Source organism: Kitasatospora sp. NPDC057965 (assembly GCF_042887135.1).
Lineage (GTDB): Bacteria > Actinomycetota > Actinomycetes > Streptomycetales > Streptomycetaceae > Kitasatospora.
The window spans coordinates 191,467-208,677 of sequence record NZ_JBHVPZ010000008.1; the positions used below are offsets into that span (position 1 = coordinate 191,467).

General features: G+C 73.7%; 15 protein-coding genes. 9 read left to right on the forward strand and 6 right to left on the reverse strand.

From position 1 onward, the window contains the following. Positions 1-182: 182 nt before the first annotated feature. The 3 genes from ACFVVU_RS13075 (at position 183) to ACFVVU_RS13085 (ending at position 1,588) form a co-directional block, all read left to right on the forward strand. Positions 183-659, forward strand: coding sequence for a hypothetical protein (locus tag ACFVVU_RS13075; RefSeq protein WP_380686441.1), 477 nt, complete (start codon positions 183-185; stop codon positions 657-659). Between the two features lie 168 nt (positions 660-827). Further along, positions 828-1,193, forward strand: a complete 366-nt coding sequence (locus tag ACFVVU_RS13080; RefSeq protein WP_355363765.1) for a WhiB family transcriptional regulator — start codon at positions 828-830, stop codon at positions 1,191-1,193. Positions 1,194-1,342: 149 nt separating this feature from the next. Next, on the forward strand, positions 1,343-1,588 hold the full coding sequence (locus tag ACFVVU_RS13085) for a hypothetical protein (protein ID WP_376092170.1): 246 nt from the start codon (positions 1,343-1,345) through the stop codon (positions 1,586-1,588). 147 nt (positions 1,589-1,735) lie between these two features. On the opposite strand, the gene ACFVVU_RS13090 is transcribed toward ACFVVU_RS13085, so the two are convergent. From ACFVVU_RS13090 to ACFVVU_RS13100, 3 genes are all read right to left on the reverse strand, one after another. Next, positions 1,736-3,274, reverse strand: a complete 1,539-nt coding sequence (locus tag ACFVVU_RS13090) for an ABC1 kinase family protein (RefSeq protein ID WP_387789766.1) — start codon at positions 3,272-3,274, stop codon at positions 1,736-1,738. 141 nt (positions 3,275-3,415) lie between these two features. Continuing rightward, the gene (locus ACFVVU_RS13095) at positions 3,416-4,960 is read right to left on the reverse strand and encodes an FAD-binding oxidoreductase (protein WP_387789768.1); all 1,545 of its coding nucleotides are present in this window, start codon (positions 4,958-4,960) and stop codon (positions 3,416-3,418) included. Positions 4,961-5,378: 418 nt separating this feature from the next. Continuing rightward, the gene (locus tag ACFVVU_RS13100) at positions 5,379-6,467 is read right to left on the reverse strand and encodes a ThiF family adenylyltransferase (RefSeq protein WP_380689048.1); all 1,089 of its coding nucleotides are present in this window, start codon (positions 6,465-6,467) and stop codon (positions 5,379-5,381) included. A gap of 324 nt (positions 6,468-6,791) precedes the next feature. Between ACFVVU_RS13100 and ACFVVU_RS13105 the strand changes: the two genes are divergently transcribed. Further along, a complete protein-coding gene (locus tag ACFVVU_RS13105) occupies positions 6,792-7,451 on the forward strand; it encodes a M48 family metallopeptidase (RefSeq protein ID WP_380689050.1) in 660 nt (219 codons plus the stop codon). 170 nt (positions 7,452-7,621) lie between these two features. Here the strand turns inward: ACFVVU_RS13105 and ACFVVU_RS13110 are convergent, their stop codons facing one another. After that, on the reverse strand, positions 7,622-8,212 hold the full coding sequence (locus ACFVVU_RS13110) for an NUDIX hydrolase (protein WP_380689052.1): 591 nt from the start codon (positions 8,210-8,212) through the stop codon (positions 7,622-7,624). Beyond that, positions 8,209-9,759 carry a zinc-dependent metalloprotease gene (locus ACFVVU_RS13115; protein WP_387789771.1) on the reverse strand — a complete coding sequence of 517 codons (1,551 nt, stop codon included), beginning with the start codon at positions 9,757-9,759 and terminating at the stop codon, positions 8,209-8,211. Before ACFVVU_RS13115 ends, ACFVVU_RS13110 begins: the two co-directional genes overlap by 4 nt. A gap of 209 nt (positions 9,760-9,968) precedes the next feature. Here ACFVVU_RS13115 and ACFVVU_RS13120 point away from each other — a divergent pair, with 209 nt between their 5' ends. The 4 genes from ACFVVU_RS13120 to ACFVVU_RS13135 all read left to right on the forward strand — a co-directional run bounded on the left by ACFVVU_RS13120 (position 9,969) and on the right by ACFVVU_RS13135 (position 13,210). Then, the gene (locus ACFVVU_RS13120; protein WP_380690249.1) at positions 9,969-11,117 is read left to right on the forward strand and encodes an NAD-dependent epimerase/dehydratase family protein; all 1,149 of its coding nucleotides are present in this window, start codon (positions 9,969-9,971) and stop codon (positions 11,115-11,117) included. A gap of 136 nt (positions 11,118-11,253) precedes the next feature. After that, entirely contained in the window at positions 11,254-11,694 is a 441-nt protein-coding gene (locus ACFVVU_RS13125; protein ID WP_380687820.1) for a molybdenum cofactor biosynthesis protein MoaE, read from the forward strand. 184 nt (positions 11,695-11,878) lie between these two features. Beyond that, positions 11,879-12,067 (forward strand): hypothetical protein, encoded by a 189-nt coding sequence (locus ACFVVU_RS13130; RefSeq protein WP_380687821.1) that lies wholly within the window; start codon positions 11,879-11,881, stop codon positions 12,065-12,067. 66 nt (positions 12,068-12,133) lie between these two features. Then, a complete protein-coding gene (locus ACFVVU_RS13135) occupies positions 12,134-13,210 on the forward strand; it encodes a PDZ domain-containing protein (protein ID WP_380687823.1) in 1,077 nt (358 codons plus the stop codon). Between the two features lie 85 nt (positions 13,211-13,295). Here ACFVVU_RS13135 and ACFVVU_RS13140 read toward each other — a convergent pair whose 3' ends face one another. After that, complete coding sequence (locus ACFVVU_RS13140) at positions 13,296-13,859, reverse strand: PPA1309 family protein (protein WP_380687826.1); 564 nt, start codon at positions 13,857-13,859, stop codon at positions 13,296-13,298. A 283-nt stretch (positions 13,860-14,142) separates the two neighbouring features. Between ACFVVU_RS13140 and ACFVVU_RS13145 the strand changes: the two genes are divergently transcribed. Continuing rightward, positions 14,143-17,148 carry a UPF0182 family protein gene (locus ACFVVU_RS13145; RefSeq protein WP_387789825.1) on the forward strand — a complete coding sequence of 1,002 codons (3,006 nt, stop codon included), beginning with the start codon at positions 14,143-14,145 and terminating at the stop codon, positions 17,146-17,148. Positions 17,149-17,211 lie beyond the last annotated feature (63 nt).

The following is a 17,211-nucleotide window of genomic DNA, read 5'->3' on the forward strand; positions in this document are numbered from 1 at the left end:
CGGAGCGGTCAAGGGGACGCGGTCGTCCGGGGTGACGCCTGTCACCGCATGCCCCCGCAGCCACGAGCCTCACACGCTCGATCAGCTTCACACAGCTTCACCAGCATCACCGAGACAGACATCCGAACAGTTCGGAGCCCGGGAGACCAGGCTCCGCTAGGCGCCGAGAGGAGGCGAAGGCAGTGGAAACCATGATCACCAAAATGACTGGCCAGACCGTCGACGCTGCCTCCCTGCGTGCCGCCAGCCTGCGGCTCGCCGCCGAGCTGTGCGGAACCGGTCTGGGTCTCGACACCACCGGTGTCTCCGTCGTTCCCGCTTCCCCCGCCCCCGCTGTCAGTGGCCTCGGACACACTGGCCCCGGCAGCAATGGCATCCAGGGCGGCAGCCTCGACGGCACCCGTGTCGAGATCGGTCTGTCCGGCGACTGGGCCTCGATCGATGCTTCGCGCTCCCTGCGTGATGAGCGACCGACCCAGGCACCGAAGGCGGCTGTAGCCCTCGCCATGCATGGCGGCTATGAGCAGGTCGTCGGTGCCGGAAACGCCCAGGAGCAGAAGCAGCAGCAGATCACGCAGGCCATGGCGGTCTTTGCCGACGCCACGGCCATCCGGATGCGGGCCTTCCGCGGCCCCGAACCCTGGAGAGAACGAACCTGAGCCAGCCTCAGGTCGGCGCCTCCAGGGCCGCGGAACCCCACACACCGGGATCCGCGGCCCTTCTGTTTTGTCCGGTACGCAAGACCACCCAGGCCCCCCGGGGCCTCCGGCCCAGCCCCACCAGTCAGCTGAGCCGGACCCACTGAGAAGACGAGGAAGACGCCCACAGTGTCCACGGTCATCACACCGCCCACCCCGTCCGTACCGCAGACAAGCCAGACCAAGGCCGACCAGGCCGACCCCCCGGAGGTTCTCCCCATGCAGTTCACCTCGATCGACCAGGCCGAGGAGCTCGGGCTCCCCATCCCGTGCCGCGCCTTCGACCCCGAGGTCTTCTTCGCCGAGACGCCCGCCGACGTCGAGTACGCGAAGTCCCTCTGTGGCACCTGCCCGGTCAAGGACGCCTGTCTCACCGGCGCCCTGGAGCGCCGCGAGCCCTGGGGCGTCTGGGGCGGCGAGCTCTTCGTCCAGGGTGTCATCGTGGCCCGCAAGCGGCCGCGTGGCCGCCCGCGCAAGACCGAGGTCGCGGCGTGAACCCCGCGTCCGGAGCCGGAACCGTCCGCCGGGGAGAGCAGCCCCCGCCGGACAACGCCCTCCGCCGCTCCGTACGCCTCGCCGCCGCCAAGGCCGACGCCGCCCGCATCCACCCCTTCCCGACGACGCACCACGAGCAGGACCACCACATGACCGCCGCCGCCATCGATCCGACCGTCCGCGCCGAGCAGACCACCGAACTCCAGATCCAGAACAGGACCCTCGAAATGCAACTCCTCCACGAATCCCTGGCCCGGGCGCATATGCAAGAGCGCCTCCAGGAGGCCGAGCACCAACGGCTCGTCGGCCGGCTCGCCCGCGCCCACCGGCTCAAGCGGAAGGCCGAACGCGCCTCGCTGCGAGCCCGCAAGGCACTCGCCGTCGCCCTGATGTGACCTCCCCGAGGTGACCCGGACGCCGGCGCACCGCCATGCCCGGCCCACCACCGGGCCCGACCACGCGGGCCCGCCGGACCCACAGCACGCCGCAGGCCGCCCCCCGACACCGGGAGGCGGCCTGCGGCCGTTGCGACGGACGGCGGATCAGCCCTCCGCCGACGGGCTCCTGCGCTTCTCCGGCGCCGTCCTCCCCGACGCCGCCCGCTTGGCGGCCGGCGTCCGCGCCTGCCCGGGCGCCGCCTTCTTCGCAGGGCTCTTCGCGGGGCCCTTCACCGCGGGGCCCTTCACCGCGGGGCCCTTCACCGCGGGGCTCTTCGCCGCCGCCTTCTTGGCCGCCCGCGTCCCCGGCGACCCCGCCTCCGCGAACTCCGGCAGCCACTCCAGCATCTCCGCCCGGAACGGCGCCTTCGCACCCAGCTGACACAGCACCCCGATCGTGCTCAGCGTCACCCGGTGGATCAACAGGTACGACGGCGGCAGGTTCAACTGCTTGCCCAGGTTGTACGCCGGCGACCGCGGATCGGCGATCCGCGCCGCCTGCGCCCGCATCCACGCCCGGGTGAAGTGGAACGACTCCACCGCCGCCGGCTCGATGATCGGCACCAGGTAGTCCAGCACCGCGTCCGCGTCCAGCGCGATCGAGGGCTTGACGAAACCCTCCTCGCGCAGCATCGCCAGCACACCCGCCGCGTCCCCGGCCAGCGCCATCCGCAGCGACGCCCCGATCGGCGCCGGCAACCCGCCCGGCAACCGGTCCACCGTCCCGAAGTCCAGCACCCCCAGCCGCCAGCCCTCCACCGGACCGTCGTTCTTCAACAGCCGGAAGTTGCCCGGATGCGGATCCGCGTGCAGCAACCCCGTCCGCGACGGACCGGCGAACAGGAACCGCGCCAGCAACCGGCCCGCCCGGTCCCGCTCCTCCTGCGAACCGGAGGCGATCACCTCCGCCAGCGGCGTACCACCCATCCACTCCGACACCAGCACCTGGTCCGCCTGCGCCACCACACCCGGCACCACGATCTCCGGATCGCCCGCGAACTCCTCGGCGTGCCGGCGCTGCGCCTGCGCCTCCAGGCCGTAGTCCAGCTCCTCGGCGACCCGCTCCCGCAACTCCGTGATCAGCGGCTTGATGTCCAGGCCCGGAATCAGCGGACCCAGCAGCCACGCCACCCGGCTCAACTGCGACAGGTCCGCCAACAGGGCGTCCCCCGCCCCCGGGTACTGCACCTTCACCGCGACCGCGCGGCCGTCGTGCCACACCGCCCGGTGCACCTGGCCGATCGACGCGGCCGCCGCCGGCCGGTCGTCGAACTCTCGGAACAGGCTCCGCCAGTCCTCGCCCAGCCGCTGCGCCAGCGCCGCGTGCACCTTCGCGGCCGGCATCGGCGGCGCGGCGTCCTGCAGCTTGGTCAGCGCCGCCCGGTAGGGGCCGGCCACCTCCTCCGGCAGGGCGGCCTCGAAGACGGACAGCACCTGCCCGAACTTCATCGCCCCGCCCTTGAGCTCGCCCAGGACCTTGAACAGCTGGTCGGCGGTGGCCTGTTGCAGCTCGGCGGTGACCACCTCGGCCGACCGGCCGCCGATCCGCTTCCCGAGGCCCAGGGTGGCACGGCCGGCTATCCCCAGCGGCAGGGCGGCGAGTCTTGCCGTGCGGGTCATTGCCTTGCGCGGAAGATCGCTCACCCGGGCCTCCAAGTCGACACGCCCAAGGCCCCCGGGGCGGGAGCCGACCGTCATACGCCATTGTGCCCGCTCGACGGCGCGGCCCCGGCCGTAATCCGCCGCCCCGCCGGGGCCGCCCCGTCCGCGTCAGTCCCGTCCGCGTCAGTCCCGGGAGCCGGGAGCCGCGCCGACCGCCTGCGGGAAGGAGAACAGGCGGTACGGGTCGTAGCGGCGCTTCACCGCGACCAGCCGCGGATAGTTCTCCCCGTAGTAGGCGCGGCGCCAGTCCGCCAGCCCGGGGTCGACGAAGTTCTGGTAGGTCTCGCCGGCCGAGTGCGGGTCGAGCAGCGCGAACCCGGCGTCCGCCCAGCCGCGGGCCGCCGCCAGCGCGGCCTCGTCCACCGGGCCTGTGGCGATCACCGCGCCGAAGCTCGCGTTGAACAGCGCGGTGCGGTGCACGTACGCGGTGGCCGTGCGCGCCGGGTCGTTGGCGGCGCCGCCCAGCGCGCTCAGCTGCACCATGCGCTGCTGGCCGGCCGGCCGGTCCCGGTCGACCAGGCCCACCGCGGCGTCCCAGAGCGAGCGCGGCGGCGGGGCGTCGAAGAGCCGGCCCCGGTCCACGGCGGCGGTCGGCCGGGCCAGCACGGCCGCCGGGCCGGTGCCCGCCCGGTGGCACTGGTCCTGGGTGTAGGCGCCGCAGCCGTAGAGGCCCATCATGACCGACAGGTAGGGGGCGGTGAAGCCGTTCCTGGTGGCCGGCAGCGCGCCCACCAGATCGGTCAACCGGGCTATCTCGGCGGCGAGTTCGGCCTCGGTGCCGACCGAGCCGATCAGCACCGAGACGAACGGGGTCGCGCCGGGCGCGGCGTCCCGCAGGCCGACCACGGCGCCGCCGCCCAGCGTCCGCGGGGCGTCCGGGAGCCAGTGCGACCAGGCGTCCAGCACGTCCACCGCGTGATCGAAGGACCAGGTGAGACTGGCGAGGGTGAGGGTGGCCAGCGGGACGGGGGTCACCGTGTAGGACGTGACGACGCCGAAGTTGCCGCCACCGCCGCCGCGCAGCGCCCAGTACAGGTCGTCGTGCTGCTCGGGGGAGGCGGTGACGGTCCTGCCGTCGGCCAGCACCACGCGGGCCGCGGTCACCTTGTCGCTGGAGATGCCGACGTGGCGGGTCAGCAGGCCGATGCCGCCGCCCTGGAGGAAGCCGCCGAGGGAGACGGTGGGACAGAAGCCGCCCGAGACCGCGAGCCCGTGCGGGGCGACGGCGTTGGTGACGTCGACGAGCTGGGTGCCGCCGCCGAAGGTGGCCGCACCGGGGGTCACCACGGCGGAGTTGAGCCGGGAGACGTCGACCACCAGGCCGGTGCCGGTGGAGTAGCCGCCGCCGCTGTGGCCGCCGGCGCGGACCGCGATCGGGAGGTCCTGGTCCTGCGCGTAGCGGAGACAGAGGGCGACGTCGGACTCGTCGGCGCAGTAGGCGACGGCGGCCGGTTCGACGGCGTCGAAGCGGGCCTGGCCGATCTGCTTGGCCGTGCCGTAGGCCGGGTCGCCGGGGAGGACGAGGGTGCCGTGCAGATGACCGGCGAGCCGGGACCAGCGCCGTCGCCGCGCCTCGGCCGCCGTGGCGACGGCGGGCGCGGTGGAGACGGCGGTCAGCGGGAGGGCCAGGGCGCCGGCGGCGCCGATGAGCGATCTGCGAGTGATCATGTCGATACCTCTCGGTGAGGTCGTGCACGAGCGTTGCGATCGTTGAGCCGGCCGCCCGGGCCGCGTCGGCCGGATGGCCGACGCCACAGTAGTCGTTGGGCGCCCCGCTGCGGCGCCCTTTCCCCGTCTCGGGGCCCCTCCCCCCACCCCCCTCCCCTCCGCCTCCTCCTCGGCTGTGCTCCCGAGGGGCACAGCCGATCCCGCCGGCACCCTGGGCACACTCCGGCAACGGCCCAGGACCGTTGCCGGAGTGTGCCCAGGGCGGGCTCGGTACTGCCCAGAGCTCCACGACCGCTGCCCGAGCCCTCCGGCAGGCAGGCCGGGGCACACCGACCGCCGCCGGAGGCTGCGCCGCCGGCGCCCAGGCCGCGGCGACGGTTGCCGCCTGCGGCACGACGGCGGTGCCCGGGCCGGGCCCTCAGTGCGGTGGTGTCGGTTGCCAGAGGCAGCCGCAGTCCGGGTGGCCCTTGAGCCGTAGCCGGCGGGCCATGCCGTCCACGGCGGACAGTTCGCACCAGCCGTCCACGCTGGGCGGCCGGCCGCCGTCCAGGAGGACCTGGACGTGCAGTGCCGCGAGCCCGGCGACCGCCGTCGCGAGCGCGGTGTCGCAGGCCGGGGTCGGCGCCCGCCCCGAGCCGCCCTCGGCGAGCTGGGCGAGGATCCGCGGCCAGGCGGCGTCCTCGTCCTCCCGGGCCAGGACCAGGCAGTGGCCGCAGGCCGAGACGCCCGGCAGGACCAGCGGTCCGACCACCCCGTACTCCTCGACCACCCCGACGTACAGGTGCGGGACCCCGGCCCGGAGCAGTTCGCGGGCCTGCGGTGTGCCGCCCGCGAACGCGCCGCTGCCGTCCCGGGGAGCGAGCACCACCAGGTCGGGCAGCCCCGGTCTCGGCCGTCGGATGCGGCGGCCCGGGCGCCGGGCGGTGGCCCGGTCGACGGCCTCGCGGGCGGCGGTGGCCCGGAGCCGGCCGACATCCACCGCCGGCAGCCCGGCGGGGGAGCAGTCCGCGGGCGTGACCCGGCCGGAGTCCACCACGGTGACCGTGCCGATGCCGCCCGCCGCGAGGACGGCGGCGACGGCCGCGCCGATCCGGCCCGCCCCGCGGACCTCGACCGCGTGCTCGGGCCGCCGGGCCAGCACCGCGGGGGCGGCGCCGGGCGGCGCGTGGATCAGCGACAGTGAGGCGAGGTCGGGTCCGAGCAACTCGCGGTGCGGCTGCGGGAAGCGGGCCAGGGCCTCGTCCGAGGCCTCGGCGTCGTCGAGCACCCCGGCCTCCTCCAGCAGGTCGAGCAGGGAGTCGGCGGGGTCGCGCCCGAAGCCGATCCGCTCGCCCTCGGCGAGCAGGGCGGGCCGGTCGCGCGTCCCGTCGACGAGGCCGAGGAACGTGCGCAGGGCTTCGTCGGCGGCATGGCCGAGAACCCCCGCGTGCTGCGGGATGGTGCCGAACTGGAGGGTGTCCGAGTCCCGCCAGCTGCGGGAGAGGGCGGGCTTGAGGGCGAGGCGCACGGCGGTCTTCCTTCCGACGGTTTCCGGACGGCTGACGGCAGCATGCCCGATCGGGGCGACGGGGTGCGGCGTGTTGTCCACAGGGACGGGCACATGATCAGATGATCCGTTCGCACACCCTGTGGATAACTTGGCGTCCGGCGTGAAGTCGGATTCCGGACACCTCCCGTCGGCCTTTCGTTCCCGACCGCTCCACGAAACATTTCGGCCATGGCAGCGGACTTCTGCCAGGGGGAGCGGGTAACGTCGTGTGCCATGGCAGCCGAACGGGACTCCCATCCCTCGGCGTCGCCTCGGCGTGCCCGTGCAGCGTCCGGGTCGCGTGTGGCGGCGCCGAGTACGCGTGGGCGTCCGGAGCAGCGTCCCGACCAGGGGTCCGAACAGCGCCCGGACTCGCCGACGACGGCCGCGCGCGAGCCGGTCGACCGGTCCCGGGTGGAGGTGCGGCGCAGTGCCCGCCGCAGCCGGACGGTGTCCGCCTACCGCGAGGGCGATCGCACGATCGTGCTGATCCCGGCCCGGATGTCGCACGCGGAGGAGCAGCGCTGGGTCGCCCAGATGCTGGAGAAGCTGGCCGCGCAGGAGAGCCGCCGGGTGCTTGGTGACGATGCGCTGGTGGCCCGGGCCCGCGAGCTCTCGGCGGCCTACCTGGGCGGTCGCGCCCGGCCCGCCCAGGTCCGCTGGGTGACCAATCAGAATTCGCGCTGGGGCTCGTGCACCCCGAGCGAGCGGACGATCCGGCTCTCGCACCGCCTGCAGGGGATGCCGGAGTACGTGGTCGACTACGTGCTGCTGCACGAGCTGGCGCACCTGCTGGTGCCGGACCACGGGCCGGACTTCTGGGCGCTGCTGGAGGCGTATCCGCGGACCGAGCGGGCGCGCGGCTACCTGGAGGGCGTGGTGTCGGCGGCCCGGCTGCCGCACATCCCCGGGGCCCGGCACGAGGCCCCGTCGGAGGCCGGTCCGGCGGAGTCCTGCGGCTGAGCGGTCGCCGGGCGGGCCGCGCGGAGCACGGCGGCACCCGGGTGGAACACACAGGAACACACCCGGAGCACGCGCGGAGCTCACACAGAGCAGGCACGGAACGGACGACGGGAGGGGCGCGGACCACATCGGTCCGTGCCCCTCCCGTCGTCCGGGCGCTCCGGAGTGCTTCAGCCGGTGAGTTCCCGGGCGCGCGCCACGAGGTCGCGCACGGAGCGGTCGGTGAGCTCGGGCAGGCGGTCGTAGTCGAACCAGCGCAGGTCGAGCGACTCCTCGCTGATCAGCGCCTGGGCGCCGGGCGGGGCCACCGCGACGTACTGGACGTCGAGGTGGGTGTTCTCGGGACGGTCCTTGCCGGTGCAGCGGACCTGGTGGCGGTCGAGCTTGACGGGCACGGGCGCGCCGTCGCGGGTGAGCAGGGCGAGGTCGGGGATGCCGGACTCCTCGGTGGCCTCCCGCAGGGCGGCCGAGGCGAGGTCGCGGTCACCGGGCTCGCAGTGGCCGCCCATCTGGAGCCACCGGCCGACCTTGGGGTGCAGGGTCAGCAGGACGCGGCCGGCGGCGGGGTCGACGACGGCGGCGCTGGCGGTGATGTGGGCGGGCAGGCAGGAGCGGAACAGGCCCTCGGGCTGCTCGGCGAGGTGCCGCAGGTAGGCGAGGCGCAGCTGTTCCTGCTCGGGGTCGGTGCCCCGCCAGTCGCCCAGGGCGCGGACCGCGTCGGCGTGCAGGGCTCCGGCGCGGTCCGTCTCGGTGGCCGTCATGCGGTGGGCTCGCCCTTCCCCTGGTCGTCGCCGCGGTCGTCGTCGTTCTTCGTCAGGTCGGGCTTCCCGGTGCCCGGGGCGCCGCCCGCGGCGGCCTCGCCGAGCAGCTTGTCGAGCGCGTCGAAGTCGATGCCGCCCTCCAGGTCGTCGCCGTTGCCCCGGTGCACGAAGGCGTCGGGGTCGTCGAGGTCGGCGGCGGTGGGGAGCATGTCCGGGTGCTGCCAGAGGTCGTCGCGGCCCTCGGTGCCGCGGGCGTCGGCGAGCAGCGCCCAGAGGCGGGCGGCGTCGCGCAGCCGGCGCGGGCGCAGTTCGAGGCCGACGAGGGTGGCGAAGGTCTGCTCGGCGGGCCCGCCGGCGGCGCGGCGGCGCCGGACGGTCTCGCGCAGCGCGCCGGCCTGCGGCAGGTGGGGTTCGGCGGCGGCGTGCACGACCGCGTCGACCCAGCCCTCGACGAGGGCGAGCGCGGTCTCCAGGCGGGCGAGCGCGGCCTTCTGCTCGGGGGTGTCCTCGGGCTGGAGCAGACCGCCGGCGAGCGCCTCCTGGAGCGCCTCGGGGTTGCCCGGGTCGAGCTGGCCGACGAGCTCCTCCATGCGGGAGCTGTCGACCTTGATGCCACGGGCGTAGGCCTCGACGGCGCCGAGCAGGTGGGCGCGCAGCCACGGCACGTGGGCGAAGAGCCGCTGGTGGGCGGCCTCGCGCAGGGCGAGGTAGAGGCGGACCTCCTCGGCGGGCACGCTGAGGCCCTCGCCGAACTCGGCGACGTTCTGCGGCAGCAGCGCGGCCTTGCCGGCGGGGGCGAGCGGCAGGCCGACGTCGGTGGAGCCGACGACCTCGGCGGCGAGGGCGCCGAGCGCCTGGCCGATCTGGGTGCCGAACATGGCGCCGCCCATGGAGCGCATCATGCCGAGCAGCGGGCCGGCCATGGCCTGCATCTCCTCGGGCAGCACGCCGCCCATGGCGTTGCCGACGCGTTCGGCGACCGGGTCGACGAGGTCCTTCCAGACCGGGAGGGTGGCCTCGATCCACTCGGCGCGGCTCCAGGCGACGGCGGTGCCGGCGCCGGAGGGGAAGGTGGTGACGCCGTCGAGCCACAGGTCGGCGAGGCGGACGGCCTCGGCGACGGCGGAGCGCTCGGCGGCGCCGACGGAGCGGTCCTTGCTCTTGCCCTCGGCGGGCTCGGCGACGACGGTCTGCCGGGCGATGTCCTTGGCGAGGTCCCAGTTGACCGGGCCGCCCTCGAAGGAGAGCATCTGGCCGAGCTGCTGGAAGGCGGCGCCGAGGTCGTTGGGGTTGAGGCCGCCGAACATCGCGGCGAAGGGGTTGTCGCCGGCGCCGGGACCGCCCGCGCCCGGGGTGCCGGGCATGCCGGGCAGGCCCATGCCGAACAGGGCGCCGAGCGGGTTGCCGCCGGAGAAGCCGAAGGGCTGCGGGCCGCCGGACTGCGCGTCGGCGCCCTCGTCCTTCTTCTTCTGGTCGTCGTCGGGCTTGGCCTTGCCGTCCTCGGGCTCCTCGGGCGGAACGCCGAATCCGAAGGGAAGGTCGCTCACGGGGTCCTCGATCCGGTCGGCCGTCATACGGGTGGTGGCGGTGAAGTCTGCGTGCCCGGGGCGGTCGGTGGAGTGGGGGACTCCCGGCCGGCGGGCGGCTCCCGCGCGGCTGGCCCGCGCCGGGTGCACCGCCGGGCCTTCGCCTCGGGCAGGATGGACGTACGTGACACACGTACGTACGCACATAAGCTAACCGTGGAGGATGGCCGGTGAGTTCCCCGCCCTCGGACGTTCGCTCTGGGCTGACCGGAGGAGAGGACGCCCCGGACATCACGGCGTCGCCGCCTCCAGCCTATGCCGGAAGACCGCTGACCGTGGCGGTGACCGGCGCCGCCGGGGTGCTCGGCGAACGGGTCGCGGCCCGGCTGGTGGCCTCGCCGGGGGTGAAGCGGGTCCTGGCGGTCGACGACCGGCGCGGTGAGGTGCCGGGGGTGCAGTGGCGGGTCCTGGACGTCCGGGACCCTGCGGTCGCCGAGCGGCTGGCCGGGGTGGACGTGGTGGTCCACCTGGCGATGGACCTGGGCATGGAGTCGGACCCGCGGGCGCGCAGCGCCTACAACGTGCGGGGCGCCCAGACGGTGCTGACGGCGGCCGCGGCGGCCGGGGTGCACCGGGTGGTGCTGTGCACCTCGGCGATGGTCTACGGCGCGCTGGCGGACAACGAGGTGCCGCTGGCGGAGGACTCGGAGCTGCGGGCGACCGAGGAGGCCTCGCTGGTCGGGGACCTGCTGGAGATCGAGCGGCTGGCCCGGCGGGCGCCGCGGGCGCACCCGGGGCTGCAGGTCACGGTGCTGCGGCCGGCGGTGGTGGTGGGCCCCGGGGTGGACACGGTGCTGACGCGGCACTTCGAGGCGCCGCGGCTGCTGGTGGTGGCGGGTTCGCGCCCGTGCTGGCAGTTCTGCCACGTGGACGATCTGGCGGCGGCGCTGGAGTACGCGGCGCTGGGCCTGGTCGAGGGCGAGGTGACGGTCGGCTGTGACGGCTGGCTGGAGCAGGAGGACGTGGAGCGGCTGTCGGGGATCCGGCGGATGGAGCTGCCGGCCTCGCTGGCGCTGGGAACGGCGGCACGGCTGCACCGGCTGGGGCTGACGCCGGCGCCGGCCGGGGACCTGGCGTACACGATGTACCCGTGGGTGGTGTCGGGGAGCCGGCTGCACGAGGCGGGCTGGCGTCCGGCGCACACCAACGAGGAGGTGCTGGCGGAGCTGCTGGCGCAGGTGGAGGGCAAGCACGCGGTGGCCGGCCGGCGCCTGGGCGGCAAGGAGGCGGCGACCAGTCTGGGCGCGGCGGGGGCGACGGTGGCGCTGGTGGGTACGGCGGCGCTGGTGCGGCGGGCGCGCAGGCGGCGCCGGTTCTGAGCCGGCCCGGGCCCTGAGCCGGCCCGGGTCCTGAGCCGGCCCCGGTCCTGAGCGGGCCCCCGCCACGGCGGGGGCCCGTCGTCGTGGGGCGGTGGGGGTGTGTCCCGGCCCGGGAGGGATGGGCAATCATGGGGGCATGTCCGAGAACCACGGTCCGATCCGCCTGCTCGCGATCCGCGACACCCCGCTCTCGCTCGACGAGGTGTACGAGGCGGTGGGCGACGACGCGGCCGGCGGGACGACGGTCTTCGTCGGCACGGTCCGCGACCACGACGGCGGCCGGCCGGTCTCGGTGCTGGAGTACAGCTGCCACCCGTCGGCGGAGCGGGAGCTGCGCCGGGTCGCCGAGAAGGTCGTCGCCGACTTCCCGGTCCGGGCGCTGGCCGCGGTGCACCGGGTGGGCCGGCTGGGGATCACCGACAAGGCGGTGATCGTCGCGGTGTCGTGCGCGCACCGCGGCGAGGCCTTCGCCGCCGCCCGCCGGCTGATCGACGACCTCAAGCACGAGGTGCCGATCTGGAAGCACCAGGTGTTCGCGGACGGCGGCGAGGAGTGGGTCGGCGCCGGCGACTGCTGAGCACCCGCCGGAACCCCGTGTCGTGCAGGCGCGCCGGTCGCTCACACGAACGGGTGTGGGCCACTGCGCCGGATACTCCCTGGAAGTGAGCCGATCGGCGGCGCCGTAACCCGGACGGCGCCCGCGGCGTTGTCCGCCGGACTGGTTAATCTGCTCATAGACACGACGAACTGGGAGTACCGAGATGGCTGTACTCGCCTGGTTGAGCATTCCCTGCGTCGCCGGGGCGCTGGCCACCGTGTGGGCGGTCTGGGCCCAACGGGCCCCGAAGGCGACGGGGGACCCGGCCTCGCTGGCCGAGCACCAGCGGTTCATGGCCGCGATGGAACGCACCACCGCGGGCGGCGACCCGCGCGAGCACCGCGAGCGGTAGCGGCCGCGGGCCGGTGGGGCCCGGGCCGCCGGGCGCGCCGTCACGCGCGTCCCGTACTGTCGAGGCATGCCACGCCGCTCTGCGACGATGCTCGCCGCCACCCTGCTGCTCATAGCGCTGCTCTGCGCCTCGGTGCTGATGAAGGTGCCGTACACCGAGATGAGCCCGGGCCCGACGTACAACACGCTCGGGGTGCAGGAGAAGACGGGGACCCCGGTGATCACCATCACCGGCCACGAGTCCTTCCCGGCGAGCGGGAACCTCAACATGACGACCGTCCAGGTCACCGGCGCCAAGTACGAGCCGAGCCTGGTCAACGCGGTGGTCGGCTGGCTGCGCGACGACGTGCTGGTGGTGCCGCACGACAACGTCTACCCGAAGGGCCAGACCGACGCCGACGCGAAGCGGCAGAACGCCGAGGAGTTCGCGCTCTCCGAGGACCACGCCCGCACCGCGGCGCTGAGCCAGCTCGGCATCCCAATGGGCAGCGAGCTGATCGTCCAGAGCGTCACCGCCGGCGCCCCGGCGGAGGGCCGGCTGCACGCCGGGGACCAGATCGTCGCGGTCGACGGCACCCCGGTCGCCGACGCGGAGGCGGTCGCCAAGGCGGTCACCCGGCACCAGCCCGGCGAGGAGGCGGTCTTCACCGTGGTGCCGCGGGTCAAGGAGGGCTCCGCCGAGCCGGGGGTGCGCACCGACATCGCCGTCCCGACCGTGAAGTCGCCGGACACCGGCGCCGCGATGGTCGGCATCCGCCCGGGCCTGCGGCACACCTACCCGTTCCGGATCGACATCGGGCTGCAGGACGTCGGCGGGCCCAGCGCGGGCCTGATGTTCTCGCTCGGCATCATCGACAAGCTGACCCCGGGCGACCTGACCGGCGGCAAGTTCGTGGCCGGCACCGGCACCATCACCGACGAGGGCGAGGTCGGTCCGATCGGCGGCATAGCGATGAAGCTGATCGCCGCCCGGGACGCGGGGGCCGAGTACTTCTTCGCCCCGGCCTCGAACTGCGCCGAGGCCGGCAAGAACACCCCGTCCGGGCTGAAGCTGATCAAGGTGGAGACGCTGGACGGCGCGCTGAAGGCACTGGACCAGATCCGCTCCGGGCAGACCTCCGCGCTGCCGTCCTGCACCTCGTAGGCCCGGAGCAGGCCCGTACCCGCAAGGCCCGTACCCGCAAGGCCCGGACCCCGTGGGCCCGGACCCCGTGGGCCGTGCGGGCGCCTCAGGCGAAGGTCGCCAGCAGGGCCTCGGTCAGGCCCGGCACCAGCTCGGGGCCGGTCAGCACCTCGCGGGCGGTGTCCTTGGAGCGCAGCCGCAGCGCGATCTCCTTGCTGCCGTCGCGCAGCACGGCGGCGGTGATCCGCACCTCCTCGCGCTTGGGGTGGTTGGCCACCCACTCGGCGAGCTGGGCGTCGCTGGCGTTGCGCGGGCGGGACTGCTCGGCGCCCGGTGGCAGCATCAGGCGCTCGACGACCAGGGCGCAGCCGGCCACCGCGCCGGGCCAGGCGATGGTGCCGAGGAACTTGTCCAGCTCCATGCCGGCGGGCAGTTCGTCCTGCTCGACCGGGGTGAGGCCGGGCTCGTTGCTGTCGGCGAGGCCGAGCTGCTCGGCGATGCGGGGGTCGGCCTTGCGCAGGGCGGCGCTGTCCACCAGGGCGAAGAGGCGGGCCGGGAGGTCCCAGCCGAGGGTGGCGGCGTACTCGTCGATCTCCAGCGCGGCCCGGGTCAGCGGGCTGCCGGCCGGGAGGGTGGAGACGTCGTCGGGGAGGTTGGATCCATCGGACATGCCTCAATCCTCACACGCCGGGCGCCCGCTGCGTGGCGCCCGGCGCTCGGGCCGGCGGAACGGCCGGCGGAACGGCCGGCGGAACGGCCGGTGGGACGGCCCGCGCGAGGGGCCGCGGGAAGGGCCCCGGGAGGGGTTGCCGGAGGGGTTGTCGCAGGGCCCGGGGGGAGGGGTTGTCGTAACCGTCTGCTAACGGTGGGAACTCGGCCAAAGACTGGTTAAGTTGCACTGGAGACCGACTGACCCAAGACGACACAGCTGAGGTGCCACCGTGGTATTCCAGATGCCGGAACGCTCAGGACCGGGGTTCCGGCGAAGAGTAGGACCACCCTCCCGGCGGGCGCGGGTGCTCCTGCTGACCCTGGGCGTACTCGCGGTGCTGTTCCTGCTGTTCGTCATGTTCGCCGGCTTCTGGACGGACTGGCTCTGGTTCAGGTCGGTGCACTACTCGTCGGTCTTCACCACCCAGCTGTGGACGAAGATCGGCCTGTTCGCGGTGTTCGGCGTGCTGATGGCGGTGATCGTCGGCTTCAACGTGTGGCTGGCGCACCGGCTCCGGCCGCCGCTGTCGGCGATGTCGGTGGAGCAGCAGAGCCTGGACCGCTACCGCTCCGGCCTGGCGCCGTTCAAGCGCTGGGCGCTGCTCGGGATCTCGCTGGTGATCGGGCTGGTGGCGGGCGCCGCGGCCTCCGGCCAGTGGCGGACCTGGCTGCTGTGGACGAACGGGACGTCGTTCGGCACCAAGGACCCGCAGTTCGGCAAGGACGTCTCGTTCTACGCCTTCGACCTGCCGTTCTACGAGTTCCTGCTGGGCTTCGCGTTCAGCGCGGTGATCGTCTCGCTGCTGACCTCGGCGCTGGTGCACTACCTGTACGGCGGGCTGCGGCTGCAGGGGCCGGGCCGGCGGGCGAGCGTGGGCGCGCAGGGGCACCTGGCGGTGCTGCTGGGCGTGTTCGTGCTGCTGAAGGCGGTGGCGTACTGGCTGGACCGGTACGCACTGGCGGTGAAGACCGGTACGTACAAGGGCGTGTCCGGCTGGACGGGCCTGCGGTACGTGGACGCGAACGCGTTCCTGCCGGCGAAGACGATCCTGTTCTTCGTCGCGGTGATCTGCGCGGTGCTGTTCTTCCTGACCCCGGTGCGCCGCACCTGGGCGCCGGCCCTGATCGGCCTGGGCCTGATGGTGCTGTCGGCGGTGCTGATCGGCGGGGTGTACCCGGCGATCGTGCAGCAGTTCCAGGTCAAGCCGAACGAGCAGGCCAAGGAGACGCCGTACATCCAGAAGAACATCGACGCGACGCGTGAGGCGTACGGGATCGCCGACAGCCAGGTCGTCCAGTACGAACCGGCGAACGGCACCAACGCGGACGCGCTGAAGCCGGACGCGCAGACCATCTCGGACATCCGCCTGCTGGACCCCAACGTGGTCGGCCCGACGTTCCAGCAGAACGAGGCGCTGCGCAAGTACTACGCGTTCCCCAAGTCGCTGGACGTCGACCGGTACGGCGACCAGGACACCGTGCTGGGCGTGCGCGAGCTGGACCTGAACGGCATCCAGCGCAACTGGATCAACGACCACTTCAACTACACCCACGGCTACGGCGTGATCGCGGCCAAGGGCAACCAGGTGGACGCCAACGGCAACCCGGTCTACACCGAGTCGGCGCTGCCGACGAAGGGCGCGTTCGGCGACTACCAGCAGCGGATCTACTACGGCGAGAAGACGTCGACGTACTCGATCGTCGGCGGCGGCTACCAGGACATCGACTACACCGCCGAGGACGGCACCCCGGTGCACTCCACCTACGAGGGCGGCAGCGGCGTCGGACTGGACAACCCGCTGACCCGCGCCGCCTACGCGGTGAAGTTCGCCGAGCCGCAGATCCTCTACTCCAGCGCGATCCGGGACGGCGCGAAGATCATCTACGACCGCACGCCCAAGGAGCGGGTCGAGAAGGTCGCGCCGTGGCTGTCGATCGACGCCGACCCGTACCCGGTGGTCGAGAACGGCCGCGTGGTGTGGGTGCTGGACGGCTACACCACCTCGGACGGCTACCCGTTCTCCTCGAAGACGACCCTGGGCGACGCCACCAAGGACTCGCTGACCAACCAGCGCGGTGAGCTGCTGACCGCCGCGAACCAGGTCAACTACATCCGCAACTCGGTCAAGGCCACCGTGGACGCGTACACCGGCGAGGTGACGCTCTACCAGTGGGACGAGAACGACCCGGTGCTGAAGACCTGGATGAAGGCGTTCCCGGGCACGGTCAAGGCGAAGGCCGACATCCCGTCCGGGCTGGCGCCCCACCTGCGCTACCCGCAGGACATGTTCAAGGTGCAGCGCGACCTGCTCGCCGAGTACCACATGACCGACGCCGGCGGCTTCTTCAACGGCACGGACATCTGGCAGGTGCCGACCGACCCGACGACCAACACCAACGAGGTGCAGCCGCCGTACTACCTGACCGTCCGGATGCCGGACGCGCAGGACGCGACGTTCTCGCTCACCACGACCTTCGCGCCGCAGGGCCGGGACAACCTGGCCGCGTTCATGTCGGTCAGCGCCGACCCGGGGCCGGACTACGGGAAGATCCGGATCGCCAAGATCCCGACCGGTGCGGGGGCGTTGGGCCCCAAGCAGGTGCAGGCGAAGTTCAACTCGGACCCGCTGGTCGCCAACCAGCTGACCCTGCTGAAGACCGGTACCGACTCCGACATCGAGTACGGCAACCTGCTGACCCTGCCGGTCGGCGGCGGCCTGCTGAACGTCGAGCCGGTCTACCTCATCGGCCGCAGCGCCAAGGTGCCGGTGCTGAAGAAGGTGCTGGCGACGTACGGGAACGAGAACGCGGTCGTCGCGGTGGAGGACAACCTGGAGAAGGCGCTGGCCAAGGTGCTCGGCGGCGCGGTGACCGGTGCGCCGGTCACGCCCACCGCGCCCGGCACCACGCCGACCAGCCCGACCGCGCCGACGACGCCCACCAGTCCGACGACCCCGACCCCGACCGCGCCGACGCCGGGCGGCGCCGTGACGCCGGAGCTGCAGAAGGCGATCTCCGACGCGGTGAAGGCCAACAACGACAGCCAGACCGCGTTCAAGAACGGCGACTGGGTGGCCTGGGGCCAGGCCCAGAAGGCGCTCAACGACGCGCTCAAGGCGGTCGAGGCGGCCGAGCAGAAGGCCGGGATCACCCCGGCCCCGACGGCGACCGGCACGGCGCCGGCCACCCCGCCGGCGACCGCCCCGGCCACCCCGCCGGCCTCACCCGCCCCGAGCAGCGGCCCCTGAGCTGCGACGATCCCGCGGTAACCGATTTCGGCTCCACCCCGCGCCCGTGCTATGGTTCAACCA